Below are 24,162 nucleotides of genomic sequence, written 5' to 3'. Positions count from 1 at the left end.
TCAGGGCAGGAGAACGACAGTCGTCACTGGATCGAAACAGTCTTCACATGAGGGCTGAATACCGGATCTACCGAGGGTCGCCGCCATGTCGCGCAACCTCTGCCTTACCCGCCAGTGTCTTGGCCTGGTCACCCGTATCGAGTGCAGTATCCGCCCGCTGGCGGGAGATAACGGAATGTGGACCCTACTGTTCGCGGCCGGAATGGCCGGTGAACAACCTTCGGCCATCAAGGCCCAGGGACCTTTCTGCGGTCCCAGCGTGGCCGAATCCATCCTTGATTCCATCGTCGAAAGCCTGACCACCCACGGCTATGAGCTGGCCGACGATCCGCAGATCTGGTGCCTGCACCTTCAGGCGCAACTACGGCAGATCAATGGCGAACGCTGCCGCCATTGACGCGATCTCCCTTTAATCCCTACCGCTGAGTCCTACTCGGCGGGTGGTGGATTCTCCAGCTTGTCGAGCTTGACCTCAAAGCCATATTCGACGGTATTGAGTTCGCTGCGCTGGTAGGTTTCCAGCTCGGTGGGCTGCCCATAGAAGTAATGCACGTCGAACGAGGCCGAACCTTTTGCTGGCGCCTCATGGCTGACCGCAAGAATCTCCTTCAGGTACTGACCGCTGCTGTCCTTGGCGTAGAAGCGCCAGGCCTCGGTCGGGAACAGGCGCTGGTCGACGATCAGCGCATTGCCTCGCAGTTCAAGCCCTTTGGGCAACTGGCTGACGGGCAGGGCCTTCTTCTCGATGCTGGCCAGAAACAGTGGGATCGCACCGACGGCGTAAGCCGGGGTTTCCGGGAACAGGGTCAGGTCGTAAGTGATCGAGCTACGCAGCGGGTCGACCTCGACCGCCTCCGAGGGCAGTTCGATGGGCTCGCCGCGTTTGCCGTTTTCGTTCTGGGTGAAGAAGGTCACCGGGCTGTCGCTGGTAGAGAAGGAGGTGCCCAGCAATTCGTCATTGAAGGTTTTCGGGTGGTCGAACTCGATCCGCGCCGCGCTGGCGTCCTCGGTGGATTGGTGAATGACCACGCTTTTTTTCAGGGTGTCTTCGTCGAGGTTGGCGCCCTTGAGGTAGTTCGGTGCCTGATCGTCATACACCACTACCGGCATGGGCAGGGGCTGGATCTTGCTGTCGGTGGTCAGAGGGTCGAAGCGCCGCACCGGCAGGTTGAACTCTTTGCGGGTGACGGTGGCTCCAGAGAAATCCAGCACGTTGACTTCGAGCTTGTCGATCAGGCCGTTGAAATACACCTTGGTGTAATGGCTGTGCTGCTCGCGCTCGAAGGTTTTGCGCTCCTCTTCAAGCTGCTGCTCGAACGCCTGGCTCCAGGCCTTCTGCTTCTGCATTTCGGCGAGCTGCTTGGCGTAGAAGGCGATCTGTTGGCTGTTCTCGTTGATCGAGCCGGAGCGCGAAAGGATCTGGCCGGTGGTGTCGCGTGCCTGCACCAGCAACGGGTTGAGCGGCGTCTCGCTGAGCCCGGGCGGCAGTGGGGCGCTGTTGGTCAACTCGATTTCGGCGCTGTTCTTGTCCAGGGACAGCAGTTTCACGCTGACATTCTTGTCGCTGCGTTGCTTGCCGACATCGGCCTTGTCCAGTTCGAAGGTGAGCACCTGGTGTGGCGCGATCACTTCGGCCTTGCCTTGCAACGTCACGGGTTGGGGCTGGTTCTTGTTTTCGATTTCCACGCCTTCGATGAACGGGTAGGTCACCGTCAGGTCATCCGGATTGGTCAGGTTGGAACTGGAGGGGCTCAACTGGATGCCGGGATCGGTTTCCGACCATTCGGGCTGGAAGGCGATGACCTTGCCGTTGCTCAGGGTTACGGATTGCCATTCCAGGCCGTGGGGGAAGGGGAATTGCGCCGGCATGTTGAAGCTGAAGGGGAACACCGGCTGCAGATCGGTCAGGTAGTCGGAGTTGGAGGTCTTGCGCAGTACGAACAGGCCATTGAGGTAGGTGTCGACCAGGGCCTGCGGGCTGGGGTAGTGCTTGAGCAGGGCCAGGGCGTCATCGCCGTATTCGGTCTCGATGGGCTTGCTCTTGAGCCGCAGTTGCGCTCGCTCGAGCAGTAACAGCGAACCGCCCAGGTCAGCGATGGCGTCCTTGAGCTTGGGATCCTGGATGGCGTCCAGGGATTGTTCGAACTGTGCGGTTTTCTGTTCCAGGCTGACTTGCTGCTTCTCGTCGCTGGGCGAGCAGCCGCTGCTGAGCAGTACCGCGATACACAGGCCGGTACCCGCCAAAGGCAATCGCAAATCCATTCTCCAGGCTTCCTGTCCGATGTCATTGAGCTGTTCAAGTGCTTGCGACACTAGCAGAAAAACGCTTTGGCAGACGCGCAGGCAATGGATTTCGTTGCGGTTTATGGGCTTTTGGCCGGCTGATATACTCGCCGCCGTTTTCAGACCTGTGTGAGATTCAATGGAACGTTTTATCGAGAATGCAATGTACGCCTCGCGCTGGCTGCTGGCGCCGATCTACTTTGGCCTGTCATTGGGGTTGCTCGCCCTGGCTTTGAAGTTCTTCCAGGAAGTCTTTCACGTCATCCCTAACGTGTTCTCCATGGCCGAGTCGGATCTGATCCTGGTGCTGCTGTCGTTGATCGACATGGCACTGGTCGGCGGCCTGCTGGTGATGGTGATGATCTCCGGCTACGAGAACTTCGTGTCTCAGCTGGACATCGACGAGGACAAGGAAAAGCTCAACTGGCTGGGCAAGATGGACTCCTCCTCGCTGAAGATGAAGGTGGCTGCGTCCATCGTGGCGATCTCCTCGATCCATCTGCTGCGGGTATTCATGGACGCGAAGAACATCGAGCCGCAGTACCTGATGTGGTACGTGATCATCCACATGACCTTCGTGATTTCGGCTTTCGCCATGGGCTATCTGGACAAGCTGACCAAGCACTGATCGCCTGACCACCGCTGTAGCCGCGCCGCCCGGCCGTGGTGAAACGGACAGGCGGCGTCGTTTGTGGCTTGTGCTTTTACCGGCCGAGGCATATCCCTGTAAGGGTCACGGGCTTGAACTGCGCGAGGTGCACCCATGAACCTGCACGAGTTGAATGCTTATGCCGTCGCCGGAAAAATCGACGAGCTGAACCTGATCTCCCTCGAAGGCGGTATCTATCTGCTCGAGGCGCGGATGCACGGGACGGCCTATCCGTTGAGCGACGCCCACGGGCAGATGTTGCATCTGCGTTCGGTGGAACATGCCCGGGAAGTGCTGCATGCCTTTCCCAAGCTGCCCTTCAACCTGATCCACGCTTCAGTGCATGATGAGATGTGCGGCCTCTCGGCCAATACCGATGACAGCCTGCGGGTGCCCCTCGCCGTCCGCTCGGCCTGACAGGCGGGGACGCGCGTTCATCACCGTGGCATCTGTGCTAGTCTGCTCGCCCTTTTGGTTCCGGGCGTCCCGGGATGCGCTGTGTACGCACGGCGGATTTCCGAGCCGTCCGCACAGCGGAGCAGTGTCATGTCCGAAGTAAATCTGTCCACCGACGAAACCCGCGTCAGCTACGGTATCGGCCGTCAGCTGGGCGACCAGCTGCGTGACAACCCGCCACCGGGCGTGAGCCTGGACGCCATCCTGGCGGGCCTGACCGACGCGTTCGCCGGCAAGCCTAGCCGTGTAGGCCAGGAAGAAATGTCCGCCAGCTTCAAGGTGATCCGCGAAATCATGCAGGCCGAAGCCGCTGCCAAGGCTGAAGCCGCTGCTGGCGCGGGCCTGGCTTTCCTGGCTGAAAACGCCAAGCGCGAAGGCATCACCACTCTGGCCTCCGGCCTGCAGTTCGAAGTGCTGACCCAGGGCGAAGGCGCCAAGCCATCCCGTGAAGACAGCGTGCGTACCCACTACCACGGCACCCTGATCGACGGCACTGTGTTCGACAGCTCCTACGAGCGCGGCCAGCCTGCGGAATTCCCGGTCGGCGGCGTGATCGCTGGCTGGACCGAGGCGCTGCAACTGATGAATGCCGGTAGCAAATGGCGTCTGTACGTGCCGAGCGAGCTGGCTTACGGCGCGCAAGGCGTTGGCAGCATCCCGCCGCACAGCGTTCTGGTGTTTGACGTCGAGCTGCTCGACGTTCTGTAAGCCTCAGTTGCCGGGCTGAGCGTGCTCGCGATCCATACGCCGTGTGTGCGGTGTACGGATCGCGCGCAGGTTCGCCTTGGCAGAGGGTTTAGGTGGGGTCATAGACGTATTTTTGCGCTCAGGCCTTGCCCTTCGGCTGTTCCGGCAGGGCGCAAGGCCCGTGCATAGCAGAACAGAAACAGGTTGCGCACCAGCTCCTTGAGCACCACCGGCTCGCTGGAACTCAGGCCATTGAGGTCCAGGTCGCCCTGGTCCTGCAGCTCGTTCAAGGCTTCTTCTTCCAGTACCGCACAGACTTCCCCGGTTTCCCGATGCAGGATTCGCAGGTAAGGGTGTGGGCGGTCCAGCCATGCGTCGATCAAATAAGTCATGAGTCTTATCTCCTTGATGGGTTTCAATGAGAATAATTCTTATTCAATGAATAGCAAGTACCTATTGGCGGTTTCTGCTTTTTTCTGTGTGGAAATTGTTGTGAGTCAAAAGGGCTGGCCTTTTGATAGGTGGCGGGAGAGGCGGGGAATCAGGCGGGAGCGGGGAGGGCTTCACCCCGTGGCTGGCACGGGGCGATAGCCGGAATATCAGACCTTGCGGACGAACTCGGACTTGAGCTTCATCGGGCCGATACCGTCGATCTTGCAGTCGATGTCGTGGTCGCCATCGCACAGGCGGATGTTCTTGACTTTGGTACCGACCTTGACCACCAGCGAGGTGCCCTTGACCTTGAGGTCCTTGATCACGGTGATGGTGTCGCCGTCTTGCAGGACATTGCCGACCGAGTCTTTTTTCACGGTTTCATCGGATGCGGCCTCGGCTTCGCCGTTGGCGGACCATTCGTGGGCGCATTCCGGGCAGACCAACTGGGCGCCGTCTTCATAGGTGTATTCGGAATTGCATTTTGGGCAGGGTGGCAACGTGCTCACTAAGACTCCTCGGATTCAGGAAGGCTAAAAAAGCGCACATTATATAGGGTTTTGCCCGGGGAAGGGGTATCGCGGGGGATTGGGCGAGAAAGCATCGCGAGCCAGCCCGCTCCTGCGCAAGGCTGGAGCGGGCTGGCGATCGAATCTTAGTGGGTGCGGGCTACAGCGAATTCGCTCAGTTCCACCAGCGCGTCGCGGTATTTGCTCGGCGGCAGGGCTTCCAGGCAGGCGATGGCGCGAGCGACATAGTCGCGGGCCAGTTGCGCGGTGTAGTCCAGGGAGCCGGAGGCTTCCACGGCCGCGCGGATGCTTTCCAGGTCTTCGATACCGCCTTTCTGGATCGCCTGGCGCACCAGGGCCGCCTGTTCCGGCGTGCCTTCGCGCATGGTGTAGATCAGCGGCAGGGTCGGCTTGCCTTCGGCCAGGTCGTCGCCGACGTTCTTGCCCAGGGTTTCCGCGTCGCCGCGGTAGTCGAGCAGGTCGTCCACCAGTTGGAAGGCCACGCCCAGGTGATCGCCGAAGGTGCGCAGGGCTTCGCTCTGCTCTTCGGTGGCGCCGGCCAGGGCGGCGGCGCTGTGGGTCGAGGCTTCGAAGAGCATCGCGGTCTTGCCGCGGATGACTTCCATGTAGGTTTCTTCGGTGGTGCTGGCGTCACGGACTTTCGACAGCTGCAGCACTTCGCCTTCGGCGATGATGCGGGTGGCTTGCGAAAGGATCTTCATCACTGGCATCGAGCCCAGCTCGACCATCATCTCGAAGGAGCGCGAGTACAGGAAGTCGCCCACCAGCACGCTCGGGGCATTGCCCCACATGGCGTTGGCGGTCGAGCGGCCACGGCGCATGCCGGACATGTCGACCACGTCGTCATGCAGCAGGGTGGCGGTGTGCAGGAACTCGATGGTGGCGGCCAGCAGGCGCAGGTCGTCGCCTTCGCGACCCAGGGCCTTGCCACACAGCAGCACCAATAAAGGACGCAGGCGTTTACCCCCGGCCGAGGTAATGTAGTCGCCGATTTTCGATACCAGCGGCACTCGGGAGGTCAGCTGCTTCTTGATGATGCCGTCGACGGCGCTAAAATCGTCCGCCACCGCGCGGTAGAAAGCTTGGGGTTGCATCAGCGACAGGTGCTCCAGAAGGGTTGCGCGGCATGCTAGGACCCACGTCCGGGGCTGTCAAGGCGCGATGGACGGCCCCTTGCATCGCCAAGACAGCTTGCGTACAATCGCGCACCCTGAACTTCCTGGGCAGCACCTGCCTTACGCAATTGCACTTGGGCCGTTCCAGCCCCATGCAGCCATGCCAGCCAATACCTCTTCTTATAAAGAGCTGGGTGAGCAGGATTATCGGAGAAATACCATGTACGCAGTAATCGTTACCGGCGGTAAGCAATACAAGGTCGCTGAAGGTGAATACCTGAAGATCGAAAAACTGGAAATCGCCACTGGCGAATCCGTGACTTTTGACCGCGTTCTGTTGGTTGCCAATGGCGACGACGTGAACATCGGCGCACCTGTTGTTGCTGGCGCAACCGTCAAGGCTGAAGTGATCTCCCAAGGTCGTCACGATAAAGTCCGCATCATCAAGTTCCGTCGCCGTAAGCACCACATGAAGCGTATGGGCCACCGCCAGTGGTTCACCGAGATCAAAATCACCGGTATTCAGGCTTAATTTCAGCCTAATTCCTCACTAGGAGAATTGAACTCATGGCACACAAAAAAGCTGGTGGTAGTACCCGTAACGGTCGCGACTCAGAAGCCAAACGCCTTGGCGTGAAGATGTATGGCGGCCAGGTCATCAAGGCCGGCAACATCATCGTGCGTCAGCGCGGCACCCAATTCCACGCTGGCTACGGCGTTGGCATGGGTAAAGATCACACCCTCTTCGCGAAAATCGAAGGCGTGATCAAGTTTGAAGTAAAAGGCGCCTTCGGTCGTCGTTACGTGAGCGTTGTCGCGGCTTAATTGCGCGATCGCTGGAAAAGCCCTGTCTTGCGACGGGGCTTTTTCGTTTGTGGGGTGAGTCTCTTGCAAAACTGTTTGTATGGGCTGCCAGCGCTGGATGTTACGGCCGTTGATCGGGGTCGCTGCGCTCATTTTTGCAAGAGTCTTATGTCTTAGTGTTTTTCGGCTCGCCCGTGCGGCGAGAGGCGTTTTGTTATGAAGTTCGTTGATGAAGTTTCGATCCGAGTAAAAGCTGGCGACGGCGGCAATGGCTGCATGAGTTTCCGTCGGGAAAAGTTCATCGAAAACGGTGGTCCGAACGGTGGTGATGGTGGTGATGGCGGCTCGATCTACATGATCGCCGACGAAAACCTCAACACCCTGGTGGACTACCGCTACACCCGCCATTTCGATGCCGAGCGCGGCTCCAATGGCGGCAGTACCGATTGCACCGGCAAGAAAGGTGAGGATCTCGAGCTGCGCGTACCGGTCGGCACCACGGTGATCGACGCCGGTACCCAGGAAGTGATCGGTGACCTGACCAAGGCCGGTCAGCGTTTGCTGGTGGTGCAGGGCGGCTGGCACGGTCTGGGTAACACCCGTTTCAAATCCAGTACCAACCGCGCGCCGCGCCAGACCACTCCGGGCAAGCCGGGTGAGCAGCGTGATCTCAAGCTGGAGCTGAAAGTGCTGGCGGACGTCGGTCTGCTGGGCTTGCCGAATGCGGGTAAGAGCACCTTCATTCGCTCGGTGTCCGCGGCCAAGCCGAAAGTGGCCGACTATCCGTTCACGACCCTGGTGCCGAACCTGGGCGTGGTCAGTGTCGACCGCTGGAAAAGCTTCGTGATCGCCGACATCCCGGGTCTGATCGAGGGCGCTTCGGATGGTGCGGGCCTGGGTATCCGTTTCCTCAAGCACCTGGCGCGTACTCGCCTGCTGCTGCACCTCGTGGACATGGCGCCACTGGATGAAAGCAGCCCGGCCGATGCTGCGGAAGTGATCGTCAACGAGCTGACCAAGTTCAGCCCGTCCCTGGCTGAGCGTGATCGCTGGCTGGTGCTGAACAAATGCGACCAGATCCTCGAGGAAGAGCATGAGGCGCGGGTCAAGGAGATCGTCGATCGCCTGGAGTGGACCGGTCCGGTGTACGTGATCTCGGCCATTTCCAAAGACGGTACCGAGCGCCTGAGCCGCGACATCATGCGTTATCTGGAAGATCGTGCCGATCGTCTGGCGGCCGACCCGGCTTATGCCGACGAGTTGGCTGAGCTCGATCAGCGCATCGAAGACGAGGCGCGTGCCCAGCTGCAGGCTCTGGACGACCAGCGTGCCCTGCGCCGCAGCGGCGTGAAGAGCGTGCATGACATCGGCGACGATGACTGGGACGAGGAAGATGTGGATGACGAAGATGGTCCGGAAATCATTTACGTCCGCGACTGATTCGTTGCAGTAAACTACAAGCGCCGCTCACTGAGCGGCGTTTTAGTATCCAGGAAACGTAGTATCAAGAAGCTTAGTATCAAGAAACGTAGCCACGAATAACTTATGGGCGCGCTCGGTCGCGTGGCTCTCAAGCTAAGGTTGAAGAAGATGCGGAGTAAGGTGACAGGTGCGCAGCGCTGGGTCGTGAAGATCGGCAGTGCACTGCTGACGGCGGACGGCAAAGGGCTGGATCGCGCGGCAATGGGCGTTTGGGTCGAGCAGATGGTGGCTTTGCATGAGGCTGGCGTCGAGCTGGTATTGGTTTCCTCCGGTGCGGTCGCGGCCGGCATGAGTCGCCTGGGCTGGACCGCACGACCGAGTGCGATGCATGAGCTGCAGGCGGCCGCGGCCATCGGCCAGATGGGTCTGGTGCAGGCCTGGGAATCGAGCTTTGCCGAGCACGGCCTGCACACTGCGCAGATCCTGCTGACCCATGACGACCTGTCCGACCGCAAGCGTTACCTGAACGCCCGCAGCACCTTGCGTGCGCTGGTCGAACTCAAGGTGATTCCGGTCATCAATGAAAACGACACCGTGGTTACCGATGAGATCCGCTTCGGTGACAACGACACCCTGGCGGCCCTGGTGGCCAACCTGGTCGAGGCCGATCTGCTGGTGATCCTCACTGACCGCGACGGCATGTTCGATGCGGACCCGCGTAACAACCCCGATGCCCAACTGATTTACGAGGCGCGCGCCGACGACCCGGCGCTGGATGCGGTGGCGGGCGGTACCGGTGGTGCGCTCGGGCGTGGTGGCATGCAAACCAAGCTGCGCGCGGCGCGCCTGGCGGCCCGTTCCGGGGCGCACACCATCATTGTCGGTGGGCGCCTGGAGCGGGTGCTGGATCGCCTCAAGGCGGGCGAGCGCCTGGGTACCTTGCTGTCGCCTGAGCGCGGCATGCTGGCGGCGCGCAAGCAATGGCTGGCTGGGCACCTGCAAACCCGTGGCACCCTGGTGCTGGATGATGGTGCGGTGTCGGCCCTGTCCCAAGGCAACAAGAGCTTGCTGCCGGTGGGGGTCAAGCTGGTGCAGGGCAGCTTCCGCCGTGGCGAGATGGTGGTGTGCGTGGCGCCGGACGGGCGTGAAATCGCTCGCGGCCTGGCCAACTACAGCGCCCTGGAGGCGCAAAAAATCATCGGTCAGTCTTCTGATGCGATTGTCGGTTTGCTGGGGTACATGGCCGAGCCCGAGTTGGTTCACCGTGACAACCTGATTCTGGTCTAAGGAAAAACCAATGCGCGTAGCAAGAGGATTGTTGGGGTTGCTGCTGGCGATGCCGCTGCTGGCCTCCGCTGAAGAGATCGGCCAGGTGTCGACGGTGTTCAAGTTTGTCGGGCCCAACGACCGCATTGTGGTCGAGGCCTTTGATGATCCGAAGGTGGAAGGTGTGACCTGCTACCTGTCGCGCGCCAAGACCGGTGGCGTGAAGGGTGGGCTGGGGTTGGCGGAGGATCGTGCCGAGGCCTCCATCGCTTGTCGGCAGGTCGGCCCAATCAGCTTCAAGGGTGAGCTCAAGGATGGCGAGGAGGTATTCAAGGAGCGCACTTCGCTGGTGTTCAAGACCATGCAGGTGGTGCGTTTCCTCGACAAGAAGCGCAATACCCTGGTGTACCTGGTCTATAGCGATCGGTTGATCGAGGGTGGTCCGCAGAATGCGGTGACGGCGATTCCGATCCTGCCTTGGGCGCAGAACCCGTAAAGGCCTTCAGGGCTTGCTCCTGCAGGTTGTGTCATTCCTGCAGGGGCGGCCGGTCGGCGCTCGATTGCTGGCGATAGCGGTTCAGTACTCAAAGCAGCAAATCGCAGGCAATAAAAAACCGACCCTGGGGTCGGTTTTTTAACAAGCGTGTCGCTTAGGCTGCAGCAGCAAGCTTCAGAGCCTTGATGTGGCCATTCAGGCGGCCTTTATGGCGAGCAGCTTTGTTCTTGTGGATGATGCCTTTATCAGCCATGCGGTCGATAACTGGCACGGCCAGAACATAAGCAGCTTGCGCTTTTTCAGCGTCTTTTGCGTCGATGGCTTTAACTACATTCTTGATGTAGGTACGAACCATGGAACGCAGGCTGGCGTTGTGGCTGCGACGCTTCTCAGCCTGTTTTGCACGTTTTTTGGCGGAAGGTGAGTTGGCCACCGTCGAGCTCCTCGAAAGACTTTTTGGGAAATAGCAAACAAAATAGGCCGCGAATCATGCCGATGAGTTGAAGGCTTGTCAAGGGCAGCTGATGCGTTCCGCTGAGTGGTTGGATCTGAAGAGGCGGGATATTTATTTCCGGCGCTTGACCTGTAAACTCGCGAGCTTTGGCTCTGTGCTGTTGCGGCGCGGAGTATCGCACAAGTGGGCGCATTGTTCGCCTGCTGTTTATCTACAGGCAAAAAACCTTTCCATGAACCTGCTCAAGTCGTTGGCCGCTGTCAGCTCTATCACCATGCTTTCCCGGGTTCTGGGGTTCGTGCGCGATACCATCATTGCGCGTACGTTCGGCGCCGGCATGGCGACGGACGCCTTCTTCATTGCCTTCAAACTACCCAACCTGCTGCGTCGCATCTTCGCCGAGGGCGCCTTTTCCCAGGCCTTTGTGCCGATCCTGGCGGAATATAAAAGCCAGCAGGGAGAGGAAGCGACCCGTACCTTCATTGCCTATGTGTCCGGCCTGCTGACCCTGGTGCTGGCGCTGGTGACGGCGCTGGGGATCATCGCCGCGCCCTGGGTGATCTGGGCGACGGCGCCAGGTTTTGTCGACACCCCGGAAAAATTCACGCTGACCACCGATCTGTTGCGCGTGACCTTTCCTTATATATTGCTGATCTCGTTGTCCTCCCTGGCGGGGGCGATCCTCAATACCTGGAACCGCTTTTCGGTCCCGGCGTTCGTGCCGACGTTGCTGAACGTCGCCATGATCGTGTTCTCGGTATTCCTGACACCTTATTTCGATCCGCCGGTCATGGCACTGGGCTGGGCGGTGCTGGCGGGTGGCCTGGCGCAGTTGCTGTATCAGCTGCCGCATCTTAAGAAGATCGGCATGCTCGTGCTGCCGCGCCTGAACCTGCGCGACACCGGGGTCTGGCGGGTGCTGAAGCAGATGCTGCCGGCCATTCTCGGGGTCTCGGTAAGCCAGATTTCGCTGATCATCAACACCATCTTCGCCTCGTTCCTGGTGGCCGGCTCGGTGTCCTGGATGTATTACGCCGATCGCCTGATGGAGCTGCCTTCGGGGGTTCTGGGGGTAGCGCTGGGCACGATCCTGCTGCCGACACTGGCCAAGACTTACGCCAACAAGGACCGGCATGAATATTCGCGGATTCTCGATTGGGGCCTGCGCCTGTGCTTCATGCTGGTGCTGCCTTGCGCGTTGGCGCTGGGGATTCTGGCCGAGCCACTGACGGTATCGCTGTTCCAGTACGGCCAGTTCAGCGCCTTCGATGCGTCGATGACCCAGCGGGCGTTGGTCGCGTATTCGGTCGGCTTGCTCGCGATCATTGTGATCAAGGTGCTGGCACCGGGCTTCTACGCCCAGCAGAACATTCGTACCCCGGTAAAAATCGCGATTTTCACGCTGATTGTCACGCAACTGCTGAACCTGGCGTTCATCGGTCCGCTGAAGCATGCGGGCCTGGCGCTGGCGATCAGCGCCGGGGCCTGTATCAACGCCGGTCTGCTGTTCTATCAACTGCGCAAACAGCAGATGTTCCTGCCGCAGCCAGGGTGGGGCAAGTTTGCCCTCAAACTGGTCGTTGCGGTGAGCGTGATGTCGGCGGTGTTGTTGGGGCTGATGCAGTTCATGCCGGCCTGGGATCAGGGGCATATGCTTGCGCGTTTCCTGCGTCTGGGCGTGCTGGTGGTGGCCGGCGTAGTGGCCTATTTCGGCATGCTGGCCTTGTTCGGTTTCCGCCTGCGCGACTTCAATCGCAAGGCGTTGCACTGAGGTCCGGGGGCGCTTGAACGCCAGCGAGGCAGTGGTTTTGTCGGTTCGATCACTTTGGCGCGTGCTGTTGCCTGTCACCGGCCGTCGGGTGTGGTTATAATCGACCACTTTATGAGCAAGAAGCGCGTTATGCAGCTGGTCCGAGGCCTCCACAATCTGCGCCCCCAGCATCGGGGCTGTGTCGCCACTATTGGCAACTTCGACGGTGTTCACCGTGGCCACCAGGCTATCCTGGGCCGGCTGCGTGAGCGTGCGCTTGAGTTGGGCGTGCCCAGCTGCGTGGTGATATTCGAGCCGCAGCCGCGCGAATTCTTCGCTCCGGATACCGCTCCGGCCCGTCTGGCACGCTTGCGCGACAAGCTGCAGCTGCTGGCCGAGGAGGGCGTCGACCGGGTCTTGTGCCTGGCGTTCAACCAGCGCTTGAGCAAGCTCAGCGCCAGCGAGTTCGTCGAGACCATCCTGGTCGATGGCCTGGGTGTGCAGCATCTGGAAGTCGGCGACGATTTTCGTTTTGGTTGCGACCGGGTCGGTGACTTCGACTTCCTGCAAAAGGCCGGTATCACCCACGGTTTTACCGTCGAGGCCGCGCAGACTGTCGAGCTGGATGGCCTGCGCGTCAGCAGCACCCAGGTCCGCAATGCCCTGGCGGCTGCCGATTTCGTATTGGCCGAGCGTCTGCTCGGTCGCCCGTTCCGCATCGCCGGGCGGGTCCTGCACGGACAGAAGCTGGCGCGCCAATTAGGTACGCCAACCATCAATGTGCAGCTCAAGCGCCGCCGTGTACCGCTGTCCGGGGTGTACCTGGTCAATGTCGACATCGACGGCAAGACCTGGCCGGGCGTCGCCAACATTGGCGTGCGGCCGACGGTGGCAGGTGATGGCAAGGCCCACCTGGAAGTCCATCTTTTAGATTTTGCCGGCGATCTGTATGACCGGCGTTTGACGGTGGTTTTCCACCAGAAGCTGCGTGAAGAGCAGCGTTTCGCCTCTCTGGAGGCGCTGAAGACGGCGATCAACGCGGATGTCGCCGCCGCCCGTGCCGAAGTTGCACGTACCCATAGCGCCAATCGCTAATGAAGAGCCTTAAATGACCGACTATAAAGCCACGCTAAACCTTCCGGACACCGCCTTCCCAATGAAGGCCGGCCTGCCTCAGCGCGAACCGCAGATTCTGCAGCGCTGGGACAGCATTGGCCTGTACGGTAAGTTGCGCGAAATTGGCAAGGATCGTCCGAAGTTCGTTCTTCACGACGGTCCGCCCTACGCCAACGGCTCGATTCACATCGGTCATGCGGTCAACAAGATTCTCAAGGACATGATCATCCGCTCGAAGACCCTGGCGGGCTTCGACGCGCCTTATGTTCCGGGCTGGGACTGCCACGGCCTGCCGATCGAGCACAAGGTCGAGGTGACCCACGGCAAGAACCTGTCCTCGGACAAGACCCGCGAGCTGTGCCGCGCCTACGCCACCGAGCAGATCGAAGGCCAGAAGGCCGAGTTCATCCGCCTGGGTGTGCTGGGCGACTGGGCCAACCCGTACAAGACCATGGATTTTGCCAACGAAGCCGGGGAAATCCGTGCCCTGGCGGAAATGGTCAAGGGCGGTTTCGTGTTCAAGGGCCTCAAGCCGGTGAACTGGTGTTTCGACTGCGGCTCGGCCCTGGCTGAAGCGGAAGTCGAGTACCAGGACAAGAAGTCCTCGACCATCGACGTGGCCTTCCCGATTTCCGACGCAGACAAGCTGGCCGCCGCCTTTGGCCTGGCCAAGCTGAGCAAGCCGGCTTCGATCGTGATCTGGACCACCACTCCGTGGACCATCCCGGCCAACCAGGCGCTGAACGTTCACCCTGAATTCAACTACGCCCTGGTCGATGCTGGCGACAAGCTGCTGGTCCTGGCCGAAGAGCTGGTGGAGTCCTGCCTGGCCCGCTACAACCTGGAAGGCTCGGTGATCGCCACCGCCCCGGGGTCGGCGCTGGAGCTGATCAACTTCCGTCACCCGTTCTACGATCGCCTGTCGCCGGTGTACCTGGCTGACTACGTCGAGCTGGGCGCCGGTACCGGCGTGGTTCACTCGTCGCCAGCCTACGGCGAAGACGACTTCGTGACCTGCAAGCGTTACGGCATGGTCAACGACGACATCCTCAACCCCGTGCAGAGCAACGGCGTGTACGCCAGCTCGCTGGAGTTCTTCGGCGGCCAGTTCATCTGGAAGGCCAACCCGGCCATCGTCGACAAGCTGACCGAAGTCGGTGCGCTGCTGCACACCGAAACCATCAGCCACAGCTACATGCATTGCTGGCGCCACAAGACCCCGCTGATCTACCGCGCCACCGCGCAGTGGTTCGTCGGCATGGACAAGCAGCCAACCAGCGGCAACACCCTGCGCCAGCGCGCGTTGCAGGCCATCGAAGAGACTCAGTTCGTTCCGGCCTGGGGCCAGGCGCGCCTGCATTCGATGATCGCCAACCGTCCGGACTGGTGCATCTCCCGTCAGCGCAACTGGGGCGTGCCGATCCCGTTCTTCCTGCACAAGGAAAGCGGCGAGCTGCACCCACGTACTGTCGAACTGATGGAAGAAGTGGCCAAACGTGTCGAGCACGAAGGCATCGAAGCCTGGTTCAAGATGGACGCGGCCGAGTTGCTGGGCGATGAAGCCTCGCAATACGACAAGATCAGCGACACCCTGGACGTCTGGTTCGACTCCGGTACCACGCACTGGCACGTACTGCGCGGCTCGCACCCGATGGGCCACGCCAGCGGCCCGCGTGCCGACCTGTACCTGGAAGGTTCCGACCAGCACCGCGGCTGGTTCCACTCGTCCCTGCTGACCGGCTGCGCGATCGATGGCAATGCGCCGTATCGCGAACTGCTGACCCACGGTTTCACCGTCGACGAGAATGGTCGCAAGATGTCCAAGTCCCTGGGCAACGTCATCGCGCCGCAGAAGGTCAACGACACCCTGGGCGCCGACATCATGCGCCTGTGGGTCTCGGCCACCGACTACTCCGGTGAAATGGCGGTTTCCGACCAGATCCTGCAGCGCAGCGCCGACGCCTACCGGCGTATCCGCAACACCGCGCGCTTCCTGCTTTCCAACCTGAGCGGCTTCAACCCGGCCACCGATATCCTGCCGGCCGAAGAAATGCTCGCCCTGGACCGTTGGGCCGTGGACCGTACCCTGCTGCTGCAGCGCGAGCTGGAACTGCATTACGGCGAATACCGCTTCTGGAACGTCTACTCCAAGGTCCACAACTTCTGCGTGCAGGAGCTGGGCGGTTTCTACCTGGACATCATCAAGGACCGCCAGTACACCACCGGCGCCAACAGCAAGGCCCGTCGTTCGTGCCAGACCGCGTTGTTCCACATCTCCGAAGCGCTGGTGCGCTGGATCGCACCGATCCTCGCCTTCACCGCCGACGAGCTGTGGCAGTACCTGCCGGGCGAGCGCAACGAATCGGTGATGCTCAACACCTGGTACCAGGGCCTCAGCGAGCTGCCGGAAGGCTTCGAGCTGGACCGTGCCTACTGGGAGCGGATCATGGCGGTCAAGGTCGCGGTCAACAAGGAAATGGAAATCCAGCGCGCGGCCAAGGCCGTCGGTGGCAACCTGCAAGCCGAAGTGACCCTGTATGCCGAAGAAGCGCTGAGCGCCGACCTGGCCAAGCTGAGCAACGAGCTGCGTTTCGTGCTGATCACCTCCACCGCCAGCGTCGCGCCTTTCGCGCAGGCCCCGGCGGATGCGGTGGAAACCGAAGTCGCCGGCCTCAAGCTGAAAGTGGTCAAGTCGAGCTTCGCCAAGTGCGCCCGTTGCTGGCACTGCCGTGAAGATGTCGGCGTGCACCCTGAGCACCCGGAAATCTGCGGTCGCTGCGTCGACAACATCAGCGGCGAAGGCGAGGTTCGTCACTATGCCTAATGCCACGGGCCGTTTCGGCCGTCTGGGCTGGCTGTGGTTGAGCGTGCTGGTGCTGGTCATCGACCAGGCCAGCAAGCTGCACTTCGAAAGCTCGCTGTCGATGTACCAGCAGATCGTGGTGATCCCGGATTACTTCAGCTGGACCCTGGCCTACAACACCGGCGCGGCGTTCAGCTTCCTGGCGGACAGCTCGGGCTGGCAGCGCTGGTTGTTCGCCCTGATTGCGGTGGTGGTCAGCGCGGTGCTGGTGGTCTGGCTCAAGCGCCTGGGGCGCAACGAAACCTGGCTGGCGGTCGCCCTGGCCCTGGTGCTGGGTGGCGCGCTGGGCAACCTGTACGACCGCATCGCCCTGGGCCATGTGATCGATTTCATCCTGGTGCATTGGCAGAACCGCTGGTACTTCCCGGCGTTCAACTTCGCCGACAGCGCCATCAGCGTGGGTGCGGTGATGCTTGCGCTGGATATGTTCAAAAGCAAGAAAACCGGAGAAGCCGTTCATGACTGAACAGGTATTGGCTGAACAACGCATCGGCCAGAACACGGAAGTCACTTTGCATTTCGCATTGCGCCTGGATAACGGCGACACGGTGGACAGCACCTTCGACAAGGCCCCGGCGACCTTCAAGGTCGGTGACGGCAACCTGTTGCCAGGTTTTGAAGCGGCCCTGTTCGGTTTCAAGGCGGGCGACAAGCGTAACCTGACCATCGAACCGGAAAACGCCTTTGGCCAGCCGAACCCGCAAAATGTGCAGATCATCCCGCGTTCGCAGTTCCAGGATATGGAGCTATCCGAAGGCCTGCTGGTGATCTTCAACGATGCGGCCAATACCGAGCTGCCAGGTGTGGTCAAAGCCTTTGACGATGCCCAGGTGACGGTTGACTTCAACCATCCGTTGGCCGGTAAAACCTTGACCTTTGATGTCGAAATCATCGACGTTAAAGCGCTGTAACTAACGAACCCGGCCTGCTGTAGGAGCGAGCTTGCTCGCGAAGTTCTTCAACGATAACGCTGGCATTCTGAATGACCGCGGTGTCTTTGAGTTCTTCGCGAGCAAGCTCGCTCCTACAGCGCAAGACACGAGGCACAGCATGCAAATCAAACTCGCCAACCCCCGTGGCTTCTGCGCTGGCGTGGACCGCGCGATCGAAATCGTCAATCGCGCCCTGGAGGTCTTCGGGCCGCCGATCTACGTGCGTCATGAAGTGGTGCACAACAAATTTGTCGTCGAAGACCTGCGCGCCCGCGGAGCGATCTTTGTCGAGGAGCTGGACCAGGTGCCGGATGACGTCATCGTGATCTTCAGCGCCCACGGCGTTTCCCAGGCCGTGCGCAGCGAAGCGGCGGGCCGTGGCCTGAAAGTCTTCGATGCGACCTGCCCGCTGGTGACCAAGGTGCATATCGAAGTGGCGCGCTACAGCCGCGACGGTCGCGAATGCATCCTGATCGGCCATGCCGGCCACCCGGAAGTCGAAGGCACCATGGGCCAGTACGATGCCAGCAATGGCGGCGCGATCTACCTGGTGGAAGATGAGAACGACGTCGCCAACCTGCAGGTGCGCAATCCTGAAAAGCTGGCGTTCGTCACCCAGACCACCTTGTCGATGGACGACACCAGCCGGGTCATCGATGCCCTGCGCCAGCGTTTCCCGGCCATTGGCGGGCCACGCAAGGACGATATCTGCTACGCCACGCAGAACCGTCAGGACGCGGTCAAGCAACTGGCCGACGAGTGCGATGTGGTACTGGTGGTGGGCAGCCCGAACAGCTCCAACTCCAACCGCCTGCGTGAACTGGCCGAGCGCATGGCCACCCCGGCATACCTGATCGATGGTGCCGAGGATATGCAGCGCAGCTGGTTCGACGGCGTCGAGCGCATCGGCATCACCGCTGGGGCGTCGGCTCCCGAGGTGCTGGTGCGGGGCGTGATCGACCAATTGCACGCCTGGGGCGCCACCGGCGCCGACGAACTGGCCGGCCGCGAAGAAAACATCACCTTCTCCATGCCCAAAGAGCTGCGCGTTCGTTCGTTGCTCTGATCAGCCCTGGCTGTCGCATAACGCCTGCGCGGCCTTGTCGCTGCGCAGGCTGACCCGCCCGCTGCGGGAAAGCACCACCTGATGCTGGCTCGTTCCCGGATCGGCCCCGCAGATGTGCAGCGTCCCGGCCTGAAAGGCCCCGCTGGGCAGCAGCGGATCGCCCAGGCCACTGAAACGCACGAAGTGCTGCACCGGGCGATTGCCGACAATCGCCACCCGGGCGTCTCCCCGGCGTTCGAGCAGCACCGGGTTATCGCCGTCCTGCGAGCCCTCGCCACTGATATCCAGAATGATCCGCCAACCCTGGCTCCAGTCGTCGTTCAACCCGTGAATGACGATTCGCTGCTGGCGCAGGATGGCTTCGGTGCGCGCATTGCGGATGCCGCTGGCAAGCATCTGTGCGGCATCCAGCCGGCGAGTCGACTGGAACAACTCCCCGAATGAGGTGGTGGCGAACAGCATCAACAGGCTGGCAAGCGCCAGCCCCACGATTATTTCGATCAGGCCGAAACCCTTTTGCGGCATGGTTCTCCCTCCATGGAGTGCGGCAGGCCCGGACAATCCTTGCCCGGCCATTGAGCAAAACCGCGAACCTTCGGTCTATGAAGGTTCGAAGTGCTAGAGCCAGTTATAGCCGCTGGCCGCTCAAGGGGATGGCATGCGTTACCGCACAGAAGGGTTCACGCTGATCGAATTGCTGGTCGCCCTGGCAGTTTCGGCGATTTTGTTGACCCTGGTGGTTCCGGCATTCAGTCAGATGGCGCAGCGGGCCAAGGCCGACAGCGACATCAGCGAACTGCTGCGCAGCTTGAATTACGCGCGTCTGGAGGCGATCGACCGTGGCTTGCCGGTTCACCTGCGTCCGGCTGCCGTGGATTCGGACTGGAGCCGGGGGCTGTCGATTTATCAAGGCGACGGGCCGGCGACGAATGTATTGCGGGTTGTTCCCGCGGTCAGTCGCGGCGCCCGGCTGACGCTAACCTCTGAATTCGACAGCATCGGATTCAACGCGCTGGGTGGCGTATCGGCAGCGGTCCCGCCGGTCATGACCTATGTGCTGGGCGCACAACACAGGACGATCACGCTGTGCCTGAACGGACGGATAGCGGTAAACGGGGAGTGCCAATGACGGGCAGGAGCGTGCAGGCCGGGATGACGCTGATCGAGGTGCTGGTGGCGGTGCTGATTCTCGGCGTGGGCCTGCTCGGTGCCGCGGCGGTCCAGCTCAATGCCCTGCGTTATACCGACAGTGCATTGATGACCAGCCAGGCCAGCTTCATCGCCTATGACATGCTCGATCGCATCCGCGCCAACAGCGCCGCGGACTACACCGTGGCGGCGCCCGATACCGGCAATTTCAGCGTGGTTCGGGACCAGGACCTGTATGACTTCAAGCGCAATGTCGAGAGCTTTGGCGGGCCGACCGCCGAGGGCCATATCAGCCTCAAGCAGGGTGTGTTCACCATCAGCATCACCTGGGACGACTCCCGCGCCGCCCATGTCTCGGACCAGCCTGCTGAAGGCTCCCGCAGTTTTGTCGTGAGCAGCCGGGTGGCGGTGGATCCGGGGGATAAGCGATGAGATGCGGGAACAGCGGTTTCGGCCTGATCGAAATGTTGGTGGCGCTGGCGTTGAGCCTGATTGTGGCCTTGGGTGTGACGCAGATTTTCATCTCGGCCAAAAACACCTACCTCAGCCAGAGCGCCTCGGCCGGCCTGCAAGAGGACGCGCGTTTCGTGCTGAGCAAGATGATCCAGGAAATACGCATGGTCGGCATGTTCGGCTGCCTGCAGAGCATCGCCGATTCCAGCACCGCCTCGGACTTCGCCGGCCATGCACAGACACCGATCCGCTGGGACAACGCCAACCACCGGCTGACGCTGGTCACGGCTGATATCGGCGACAGCGGCGGCACCCCGACCTGGACCGTGCTGACCGATTGCCGCAACAGCGCCACCGCCTACACCGGCGCCCGCAAGGCCCCTACGGGGCAGCAGGCGTTTGCGGTGCGGCGCCTGGTGTACAGCCTGAAGAACGATCAACTGCTGATGGGTACCGGCACCGGCTCCAGTCAGGCGGTGCTGGTGAACAATGTCAGCGCTTTCGAGGTGTCGTTCGGCATCGCCAGCAGCGCCACGGATATCGCGGCCTCCCGCTACAGTCGCGATCCTGGCGACCCGGCGCGGATCCGCAGCGTGCGCTTGAGCCTGACCCTGAGCGATCCCCAGGCACGCGTGCGGCCGCAGACGTTCAATGTGGTGGCCGCCTTGCGCAATCGTCTGTTGTGAGTGAGCTGCCGATGACTTCGTATCGAACGGCTCCCGGGGCGCAGCGCGGCATGGCGCTGCTGATGAGCCTGGTGTTCCTGTTGCTGCTGACCTTGATCGGCATTTCGTCGATGCAGAACGCCACGTTGCAGGAAAAGATGTCCGGCGGCCTGTGGCTGCGCAACCAGTCGTTCCAGGCGGCGGAGATGGCCCTGCGCATCGGTGAGAGCGCGGTGCAGCAGGACAGTTATTCGCTGCCGGTCTGTACCGGCGGCCAGTGCGCGCCGCCCGGCGAGTCCGCGGTCATCAGCGCCGCGGGCCACAACGGCCATTCGGGCGTGACCTGGATCGCCACCGGTAACAGCTTTTACGGCGTGCAGAACATCGGTACGGCGCTGGGGGCGGTCAATGTGCCGAGCAACACTTCCGCAACCCTGTACCGGGTGACCGCCGTCGGGCTGGCCGGCCATTCTCGCAGTGTGCTGGAGAGCATCTATGCCAAGTACTGAAGCCCGGGCGCTGCTGGCTGGCGCTTTGCTGAGCCTCTACCTGAGTGCCCCGGCCTACGGTTTCACCCCGGCCCAGGCGCCCTTGGCGAATGCGGCGGCGGTGGCGCCGAATGTAATGCTGCTGCTCGACGATTCGCAGAGCATGAACAGCATCGTCTATGCCCCTGGCTTCGATCCCGGGCTGACGCGGGCGCCGCTCAGCCCCTGCCGGATGCAGGCCGGCGAATGCCTGCCCGGAGCCAGTCCGAGCGCGGATTCGATGGCCCTTTCAACGCTGAGCCAGGCGGGCTGCGCCAGCGGTTATGTCGGGTTCTACCGCGACAATGCCCGGCCACAGTGCCTCAAGCTGCCAGATCCGGCTGGGCGCGGCAGCACCCGTTATTCGGCCGCCTATTTGGCCTATCTGCTTGCCCTGGCCGACGGCCGCGACCGGGATTTCACCGATGGCTCGATTCCCGCTCAGGACCGGATGGCCCTGGTCCGTGAGGCCGCCAGCGAGCTGGTGGCTGACAACCGCGCGCTGCGCATCGGCCTGGCGAGCTTCAACCCGCCAGCAGGCGGCGATCTGGCGCCGGGCGGGCGTATCGTGCGCGCCATCAGCGATCTGGCACCAGTCAGCGACCAGGTCAGCCAGGCTCAGGCCGACGCAAACTACCAGGCATTGCTGTCCGCCATCGGCGGGCTCAGGGCCTCGGCCGAGGCGCCGCTGGCGGAAACCTATTACGAGATCAGTCGTTATTTTCGGGGCCTGACGCCTTACTACAACAGCACGCCGTCCACCTATGGCAGCCCGATCCAGTACCGCTGCCAGCGCAATTACGGCCTGGTGGTGACCGATGGCTTGCCCAGTTACGACCACAGTTTTCCCTCCCGTGAACCCCAGGGGGCGGCCAGCCTGCCAGATTGGGATGGAGTGCCCAATGACGGCATTGATCCTGGCGGCAACGAGGAGGGCAGCAGCCTGTATCTGGATGACATCGCCAAGCTGGCGGTGGATATCGACATGCGCGCAGCGGGCCTGGATATCGCGGGGAAAAGCTGGGATTCGACGGGTTTCGCGCAACAGCACATGAACACCTACACCATCGGTCTCAACGCGCAGTACCCCATGCTGGCGGATGCGGCGAACTATGGCCGGGGCAAGTTCTACCCGGTGACTGACAAGCTGGGGCTCGACGCCGCACTGGCCTCGGCCCTGGGCGAGGTTTCGGCTTCCGCGGCCCAGGCGGGGAGCGCCACGGCGGGTGCCGCCGGGCTGGCCAGCGGTTCGAGTTATTTCCAGGCGTCTTATGACCCCGGCGATTGGCACGGCACCATCAGGGCGTACGGCATCAGCCCCGCCGGCGCGGTCGATACCAGCACGCCGCTATGGAGCACGGACTCGACCCTGGTCCCCGGTGCGTCGCCGGGGATCTTCCAGACCTGGAACAGCGCCACCCGGACCGCCGTTGCCTTGCGCCATGACCAACTATCCGGCGCGCAGCAGGCCGCGCTTGCCCAGGATCTGCCACCCGGCATAACCACGGCCGATCTATTGGCCTGGAGCCAGGGGGTTAACCGGGCTGGGCTCAAGGTGCGTACCCACCTGCTGGGGGATATCGTCAACTCGCCGCTGGTCATGGCGGCGCCGACCGCCCAGGACGCCGCCGATCTGCAGGGCGACAGCGACTACAGCGCCTACCTGGCGAGCAAGGCCCAAGGCATGACCCCGAGCTTGCTGGTCAACGCCAATGACGGCCTGCTTTCGCTGATCGACGCGGAGAATGGCCGGCGTCGCTACGCCTATATGCCCTCCAGTGCCTTACCGCTGCTGCATCACATCGCCGACCCCGGCTATGCCAATGGCGATCGTCACCGGTTCCTGGCCGATGGACCGGTGACGGTAGTCGATGCCCAGCTCGGCACGGCCTGGGCAACCCTGGCGCTGGCGGGCACGGGAGCCGGCGGCAAGGCGTTTTACGCGGTGCAGCTGTATGGCCAGGCCGGCAATACGCCCCAGGCGCTGTGGGAAATCACCGCGCCTGCGTTAGCCGATATCAATCACCCGTTCAATGACCTGGGTTATGCCTACGCCCGCCCGGAAGTGGCACGCTTGGCCGACGGGCGCTGGGCGGCCTTCATCGGCAATGGTTATGGCAGCCATTCCGGGGTCGCTGCCTTGTATGTGGTGGATATTCGCGATGGCTCGCTGATCAGCAAAATCCCGGTCGATGGCAATGGGCAGGAGAACGGCTTGTCCTCGGTGAAGTTGCAGGTGGACAGCCAGAATGTGGTCCAGGCGGCCTATGGTGGCGACCTCCAGGGCCATCTGTGGAAGTTCGATTTGAGCGGTTCGGCGCCGGACAGCTGGGGCCTGGCCTTTGGCAGTGCTCCGCTGTTCAGCGCTCCGGGTGGCGCGACCCAGCCGATCACCGCGCAGCCGTTGCTGGTGGATCATCCCGAGGGCGGCAAGCTGGTGCTGTTTGGCACCGGCAAGCTCAGCGAACTGGCCGACAAGCGCAGCAAGGACGCCCAGGGCTTCTATGCGGTCTGGGATGCCCCGGGCGGGGGGGGGCGGATCGGCGTGGCTGACCTGCAGGCGCAAGCGATCACCGGGCTGTTTGCCGGCAGCGCGGGCTCCTATATCACCAGCACCCAGGCGGACGTCAGTTATCCGGCCGAGCAGGGCTGGTACCTGCCGCTGGGGGAGGCGTCGAGCGGTGAGCGGGTCATCAACCCGGCCACGCTGGTGGCGGGTCGCATTGTCTTCAGCACCGCTGCCGTCGAGGCGAGCGACCCTTGTTCCAGCGCGGGCAACGGCAAATTGGTCGAGCTGGAGGCATTCAGCGGTAAGATGCTCGATGACGCGGTGCTCGACACCAACGGCGACGAAGTGGTCGATGGCCTGGACACGCCTTCCAGCGGTGTCATTTTCACCGGCGGCATTCCTGCGTTGAGCGCTGTGCTTAACCGCGCTACCCGCAAAATTGTCAGCGATTCCGGCGGCGGTATTGCCTCCCTGGTCGAGAAACCGGGCGGTGGCAGCCGCCGCATCATGTGGCGACAAATACAGTAAGTGAGAGTGA

General features: G+C 61.9%; 26 protein-coding genes. 20 read left to right on the top strand and 6 right to left on the bottom strand.

Annotation, left to right across the window (positions count from 1 at the left end; genetic code table 11):
* Nucleotides 1-85: 85 nt before the first annotated feature.
* A complete protein-coding gene (locus tag J4D28_RS00515; RefSeq protein ID WP_007924756.1) occupies nt 86-397 on the top strand; it encodes a hypothetical protein in 312 nt (103 codons plus the stop codon).
* A gap of 32 nt (nt 398-429) precedes the next feature.
* Here the strand turns inward: J4D28_RS00515 and J4D28_RS00510 are convergent, their stop codons facing one another.
* Complete coding sequence (locus J4D28_RS00510; protein ID WP_009050952.1) at nt 430-2,262, bottom strand: hypothetical protein; 1,833 nt, start codon at nt 2,260-2,262, stop codon at nt 430-432.
* Between the two features lie 160 nt (nt 2,263-2,422).
* On the opposite strand from J4D28_RS00510, the gene J4D28_RS00505 reads away from it, so the two are divergent.
* The 3 genes from J4D28_RS00505 (at nt 2,423) to J4D28_RS00495 (ending at nt 4,096) form a co-directional block, all read left to right on the top strand.
* Entirely contained in the window at nt 2,423-2,911 is a 489-nt protein-coding gene (locus tag J4D28_RS00505) for a TIGR00645 family protein (RefSeq protein ID WP_007924753.1), read from the top strand.
* Nucleotides 2,912-3,046: 135 nt separating this feature from the next.
* A complete protein-coding gene (locus tag J4D28_RS00500; protein ID WP_009050951.1) occupies nt 3,047-3,349 on the top strand; it encodes a DUF6482 family protein in 303 nt (100 codons plus the stop codon).
* 129 nt (nt 3,350-3,478) lie between these two features.
* Nucleotides 3,479-4,096: an FKBP-type peptidyl-prolyl cis-trans isomerase gene (locus J4D28_RS00495; RefSeq protein WP_007924751.1), complete on the top strand. Its 618-nt coding sequence runs from the start codon at nt 3,479-3,481 to the stop codon at nt 4,094-4,096.
* Between the two features lie 98 nt (nt 4,097-4,194).
* Here the strand turns inward: J4D28_RS00495 and J4D28_RS00490 are convergent, their stop codons facing one another.
* From J4D28_RS00490 to J4D28_RS00480, 3 genes are all read right to left on the bottom strand, one after another.
* The gene (locus J4D28_RS00490; RefSeq protein WP_009045712.1) at nt 4,195-4,467 is read right to left on the bottom strand and encodes a hypothetical protein; all 273 of its coding nucleotides are present in this window, start codon (nt 4,465-4,467) and stop codon (nt 4,195-4,197) included.
* A gap of 207 nt (nt 4,468-4,674) precedes the next feature.
* Nucleotides 4,675-5,016, bottom strand: a complete 342-nt coding sequence (locus J4D28_RS00485) for a zinc ribbon domain-containing protein YjdM (protein ID WP_007924748.1) — start codon at nt 5,014-5,016, stop codon at nt 4,675-4,677.
* Nucleotides 5,017-5,162: 146 nt separating this feature from the next.
* Nucleotides 5,163-6,131 (bottom strand): polyprenyl synthetase family protein, encoded by a 969-nt coding sequence (locus J4D28_RS00480; RefSeq protein ID WP_028683440.1) that lies wholly within the window; start codon nt 6,129-6,131, stop codon nt 5,163-5,165.
* Between the two features lie 241 nt (nt 6,132-6,372).
* Between J4D28_RS00480 and rplU the strand changes: the two genes are divergently transcribed.
* The 5 genes from rplU (at nt 6,373) to J4D28_RS00455 (ending at nt 10,140) form a co-directional block, all read left to right on the top strand.
* Nucleotides 6,373-6,684 carry a 50S ribosomal protein L21 gene (gene rplU / locus J4D28_RS00475; RefSeq protein ID WP_007924746.1) on the top strand — a complete coding sequence of 104 codons (312 nt, stop codon included), beginning with the start codon at nt 6,373-6,375 and terminating at the stop codon, nt 6,682-6,684.
* A gap of 35 nt (nt 6,685-6,719) precedes the next feature.
* The gene (gene rpmA / locus J4D28_RS00470) at nt 6,720-6,977 is read left to right on the top strand and encodes a 50S ribosomal protein L27 (protein WP_003228360.1); all 258 of its coding nucleotides are present in this window, start codon (nt 6,720-6,722) and stop codon (nt 6,975-6,977) included.
* 195 nt (nt 6,978-7,172) lie between these two features.
* Nucleotides 7,173-8,396, top strand: coding sequence for an Obg family GTPase CgtA (gene cgtA, locus J4D28_RS00465; protein WP_007924745.1), 1,224 nt, complete (start codon nt 7,173-7,175; stop codon nt 8,394-8,396).
* 150 nt (nt 8,397-8,546) lie between these two features.
* On the top strand, nt 8,547-9,665 hold the full coding sequence (gene proB, locus J4D28_RS00460; RefSeq protein WP_007924743.1) for a glutamate 5-kinase: 1,119 nt from the start codon (nt 8,547-8,549) through the stop codon (nt 9,663-9,665).
* Nucleotides 9,666-9,675: 10 nt separating this feature from the next.
* Nucleotides 9,676-10,140, top strand: coding sequence for a CreA family protein (locus J4D28_RS00455; protein WP_028683441.1), 465 nt, complete (start codon nt 9,676-9,678; stop codon nt 10,138-10,140).
* A gap of 154 nt (nt 10,141-10,294) precedes the next feature.
* Here the strand turns inward: J4D28_RS00455 and rpsT are convergent, their stop codons facing one another.
* The gene (gene rpsT / locus J4D28_RS00450; RefSeq protein WP_009050949.1) at nt 10,295-10,573 is read right to left on the bottom strand and encodes a 30S ribosomal protein S20; all 279 of its coding nucleotides are present in this window, start codon (nt 10,571-10,573) and stop codon (nt 10,295-10,297) included.
* 253 nt (nt 10,574-10,826) lie between these two features.
* On the opposite strand from rpsT, the gene murJ reads away from it, so the two are divergent.
* From murJ to ispH, 6 genes are all read left to right on the top strand, one after another.
* Nucleotides 10,827-12,365 carry a murein biosynthesis integral membrane protein MurJ gene (murJ, locus tag J4D28_RS00445; RefSeq protein WP_009050948.1) on the top strand — a complete coding sequence of 513 codons (1,539 nt, stop codon included), beginning with the start codon at nt 10,827-10,829 and terminating at the stop codon, nt 12,363-12,365.
* Between the two features lie 129 nt (nt 12,366-12,494).
* The gene (gene ribF / locus J4D28_RS00440) at nt 12,495-13,439 is read left to right on the top strand and encodes a bifunctional riboflavin kinase/FAD synthetase (RefSeq protein ID WP_009050947.1); all 945 of its coding nucleotides are present in this window, start codon (nt 12,495-12,497) and stop codon (nt 13,437-13,439) included.
* A 13-nt stretch (nt 13,440-13,452) separates the two neighbouring features.
* Nucleotides 13,453-16,284 (top strand): isoleucine--tRNA ligase, encoded by a 2,832-nt coding sequence (gene ileS / locus J4D28_RS00435; RefSeq protein WP_009050946.1) that lies wholly within the window; start codon nt 13,453-13,455, stop codon nt 16,282-16,284.
* The gene (lspA, locus tag J4D28_RS00430) at nt 16,277-16,789 is read left to right on the top strand and encodes a signal peptidase II (protein WP_009045705.1); all 513 of its coding nucleotides are present in this window, start codon (nt 16,277-16,279) and stop codon (nt 16,787-16,789) included. Before ileS ends, lspA begins: the two co-directional genes overlap by 8 nt.
* Before the next feature lie 7 nt (nt 16,790-16,796).
* Nucleotides 16,797-17,234 (top strand): FKBP-type peptidyl-prolyl cis-trans isomerase, encoded by a 438-nt coding sequence (fkpB, locus tag J4D28_RS00425; RefSeq protein ID WP_174248228.1) that lies wholly within the window; start codon nt 16,797-16,799, stop codon nt 17,232-17,234.
* A gap of 139 nt (nt 17,235-17,373) precedes the next feature.
* Entirely contained in the window at nt 17,374-18,321 is a 948-nt protein-coding gene (gene ispH / locus J4D28_RS00420) for a 4-hydroxy-3-methylbut-2-enyl diphosphate reductase (RefSeq protein ID WP_028683443.1), read from the top strand.
* Here ispH and J4D28_RS00415 read toward each other — a convergent pair whose 3' ends face one another.
* Nucleotides 18,322-18,846 carry a GspH/FimT family protein gene (locus J4D28_RS00415; RefSeq protein ID WP_009050943.1) on the bottom strand — a complete coding sequence of 175 codons (525 nt, stop codon included), beginning with the start codon at nt 18,844-18,846 and terminating at the stop codon, nt 18,322-18,324.
* A 133-nt stretch (nt 18,847-18,979) separates the two neighbouring features.
* Between J4D28_RS00415 and J4D28_RS00410 the strand changes: the two genes are divergently transcribed.
* From J4D28_RS00410 to J4D28_RS00390, 5 genes are read left to right on the top strand one after another with little or no spacing between them, the layout of a single operon-like run.
* On the top strand, nt 18,980-19,450 hold the full coding sequence (locus tag J4D28_RS00410) for a GspH/FimT family pseudopilin (RefSeq protein WP_103330737.1): 471 nt from the start codon (nt 18,980-18,982) through the stop codon (nt 19,448-19,450).
* The gene (gene pilV / locus J4D28_RS00405; protein WP_038635222.1) at nt 19,447-19,902 is read left to right on the top strand and encodes a type IV pilus modification protein PilV; all 456 of its coding nucleotides are present in this window, start codon (nt 19,447-19,449) and stop codon (nt 19,900-19,902) included. Before J4D28_RS00410 ends, pilV begins: the two co-directional genes overlap by 4 nt.
* Nucleotides 19,899-20,609, top strand: a complete 711-nt coding sequence (locus J4D28_RS00400; RefSeq protein ID WP_038635219.1) for a PilW family protein — start codon at nt 19,899-19,901, stop codon at nt 20,607-20,609. The genes pilV and J4D28_RS00400 overlap by 4 nt, the downstream gene beginning before the upstream one ends.
* Before the next feature lie 11 nt (nt 20,610-20,620).
* Nucleotides 20,621-21,097, top strand: coding sequence for a PilX N-terminal domain-containing pilus assembly protein (locus J4D28_RS00395; protein ID WP_256587555.1), 477 nt, complete (start codon nt 20,621-20,623; stop codon nt 21,095-21,097).
* Nucleotides 21,084-24,152: a pilus assembly protein gene (locus tag J4D28_RS00390; protein ID WP_103330735.1), complete on the top strand. Its 3,069-nt coding sequence runs from the start codon at nt 21,084-21,086 to the stop codon at nt 24,150-24,152. The genes J4D28_RS00395 and J4D28_RS00390 overlap by 14 nt, the downstream gene beginning before the upstream one ends.
* Nucleotides 24,153-24,162 lie beyond the last annotated feature (10 nt).

The sequence above is a fragment of the Pseudomonas sp. GW531-T4 genome, assembly GCF_017349615.1.
GTDB classification, from domain to species: Bacteria; Pseudomonadota; Gammaproteobacteria; order Pseudomonadales; family Pseudomonadaceae; genus Aquipseudomonas; species Aquipseudomonas chlororaphis_I.
This window is presented reverse-complemented; position numbering and strand designations above follow the sequence as displayed.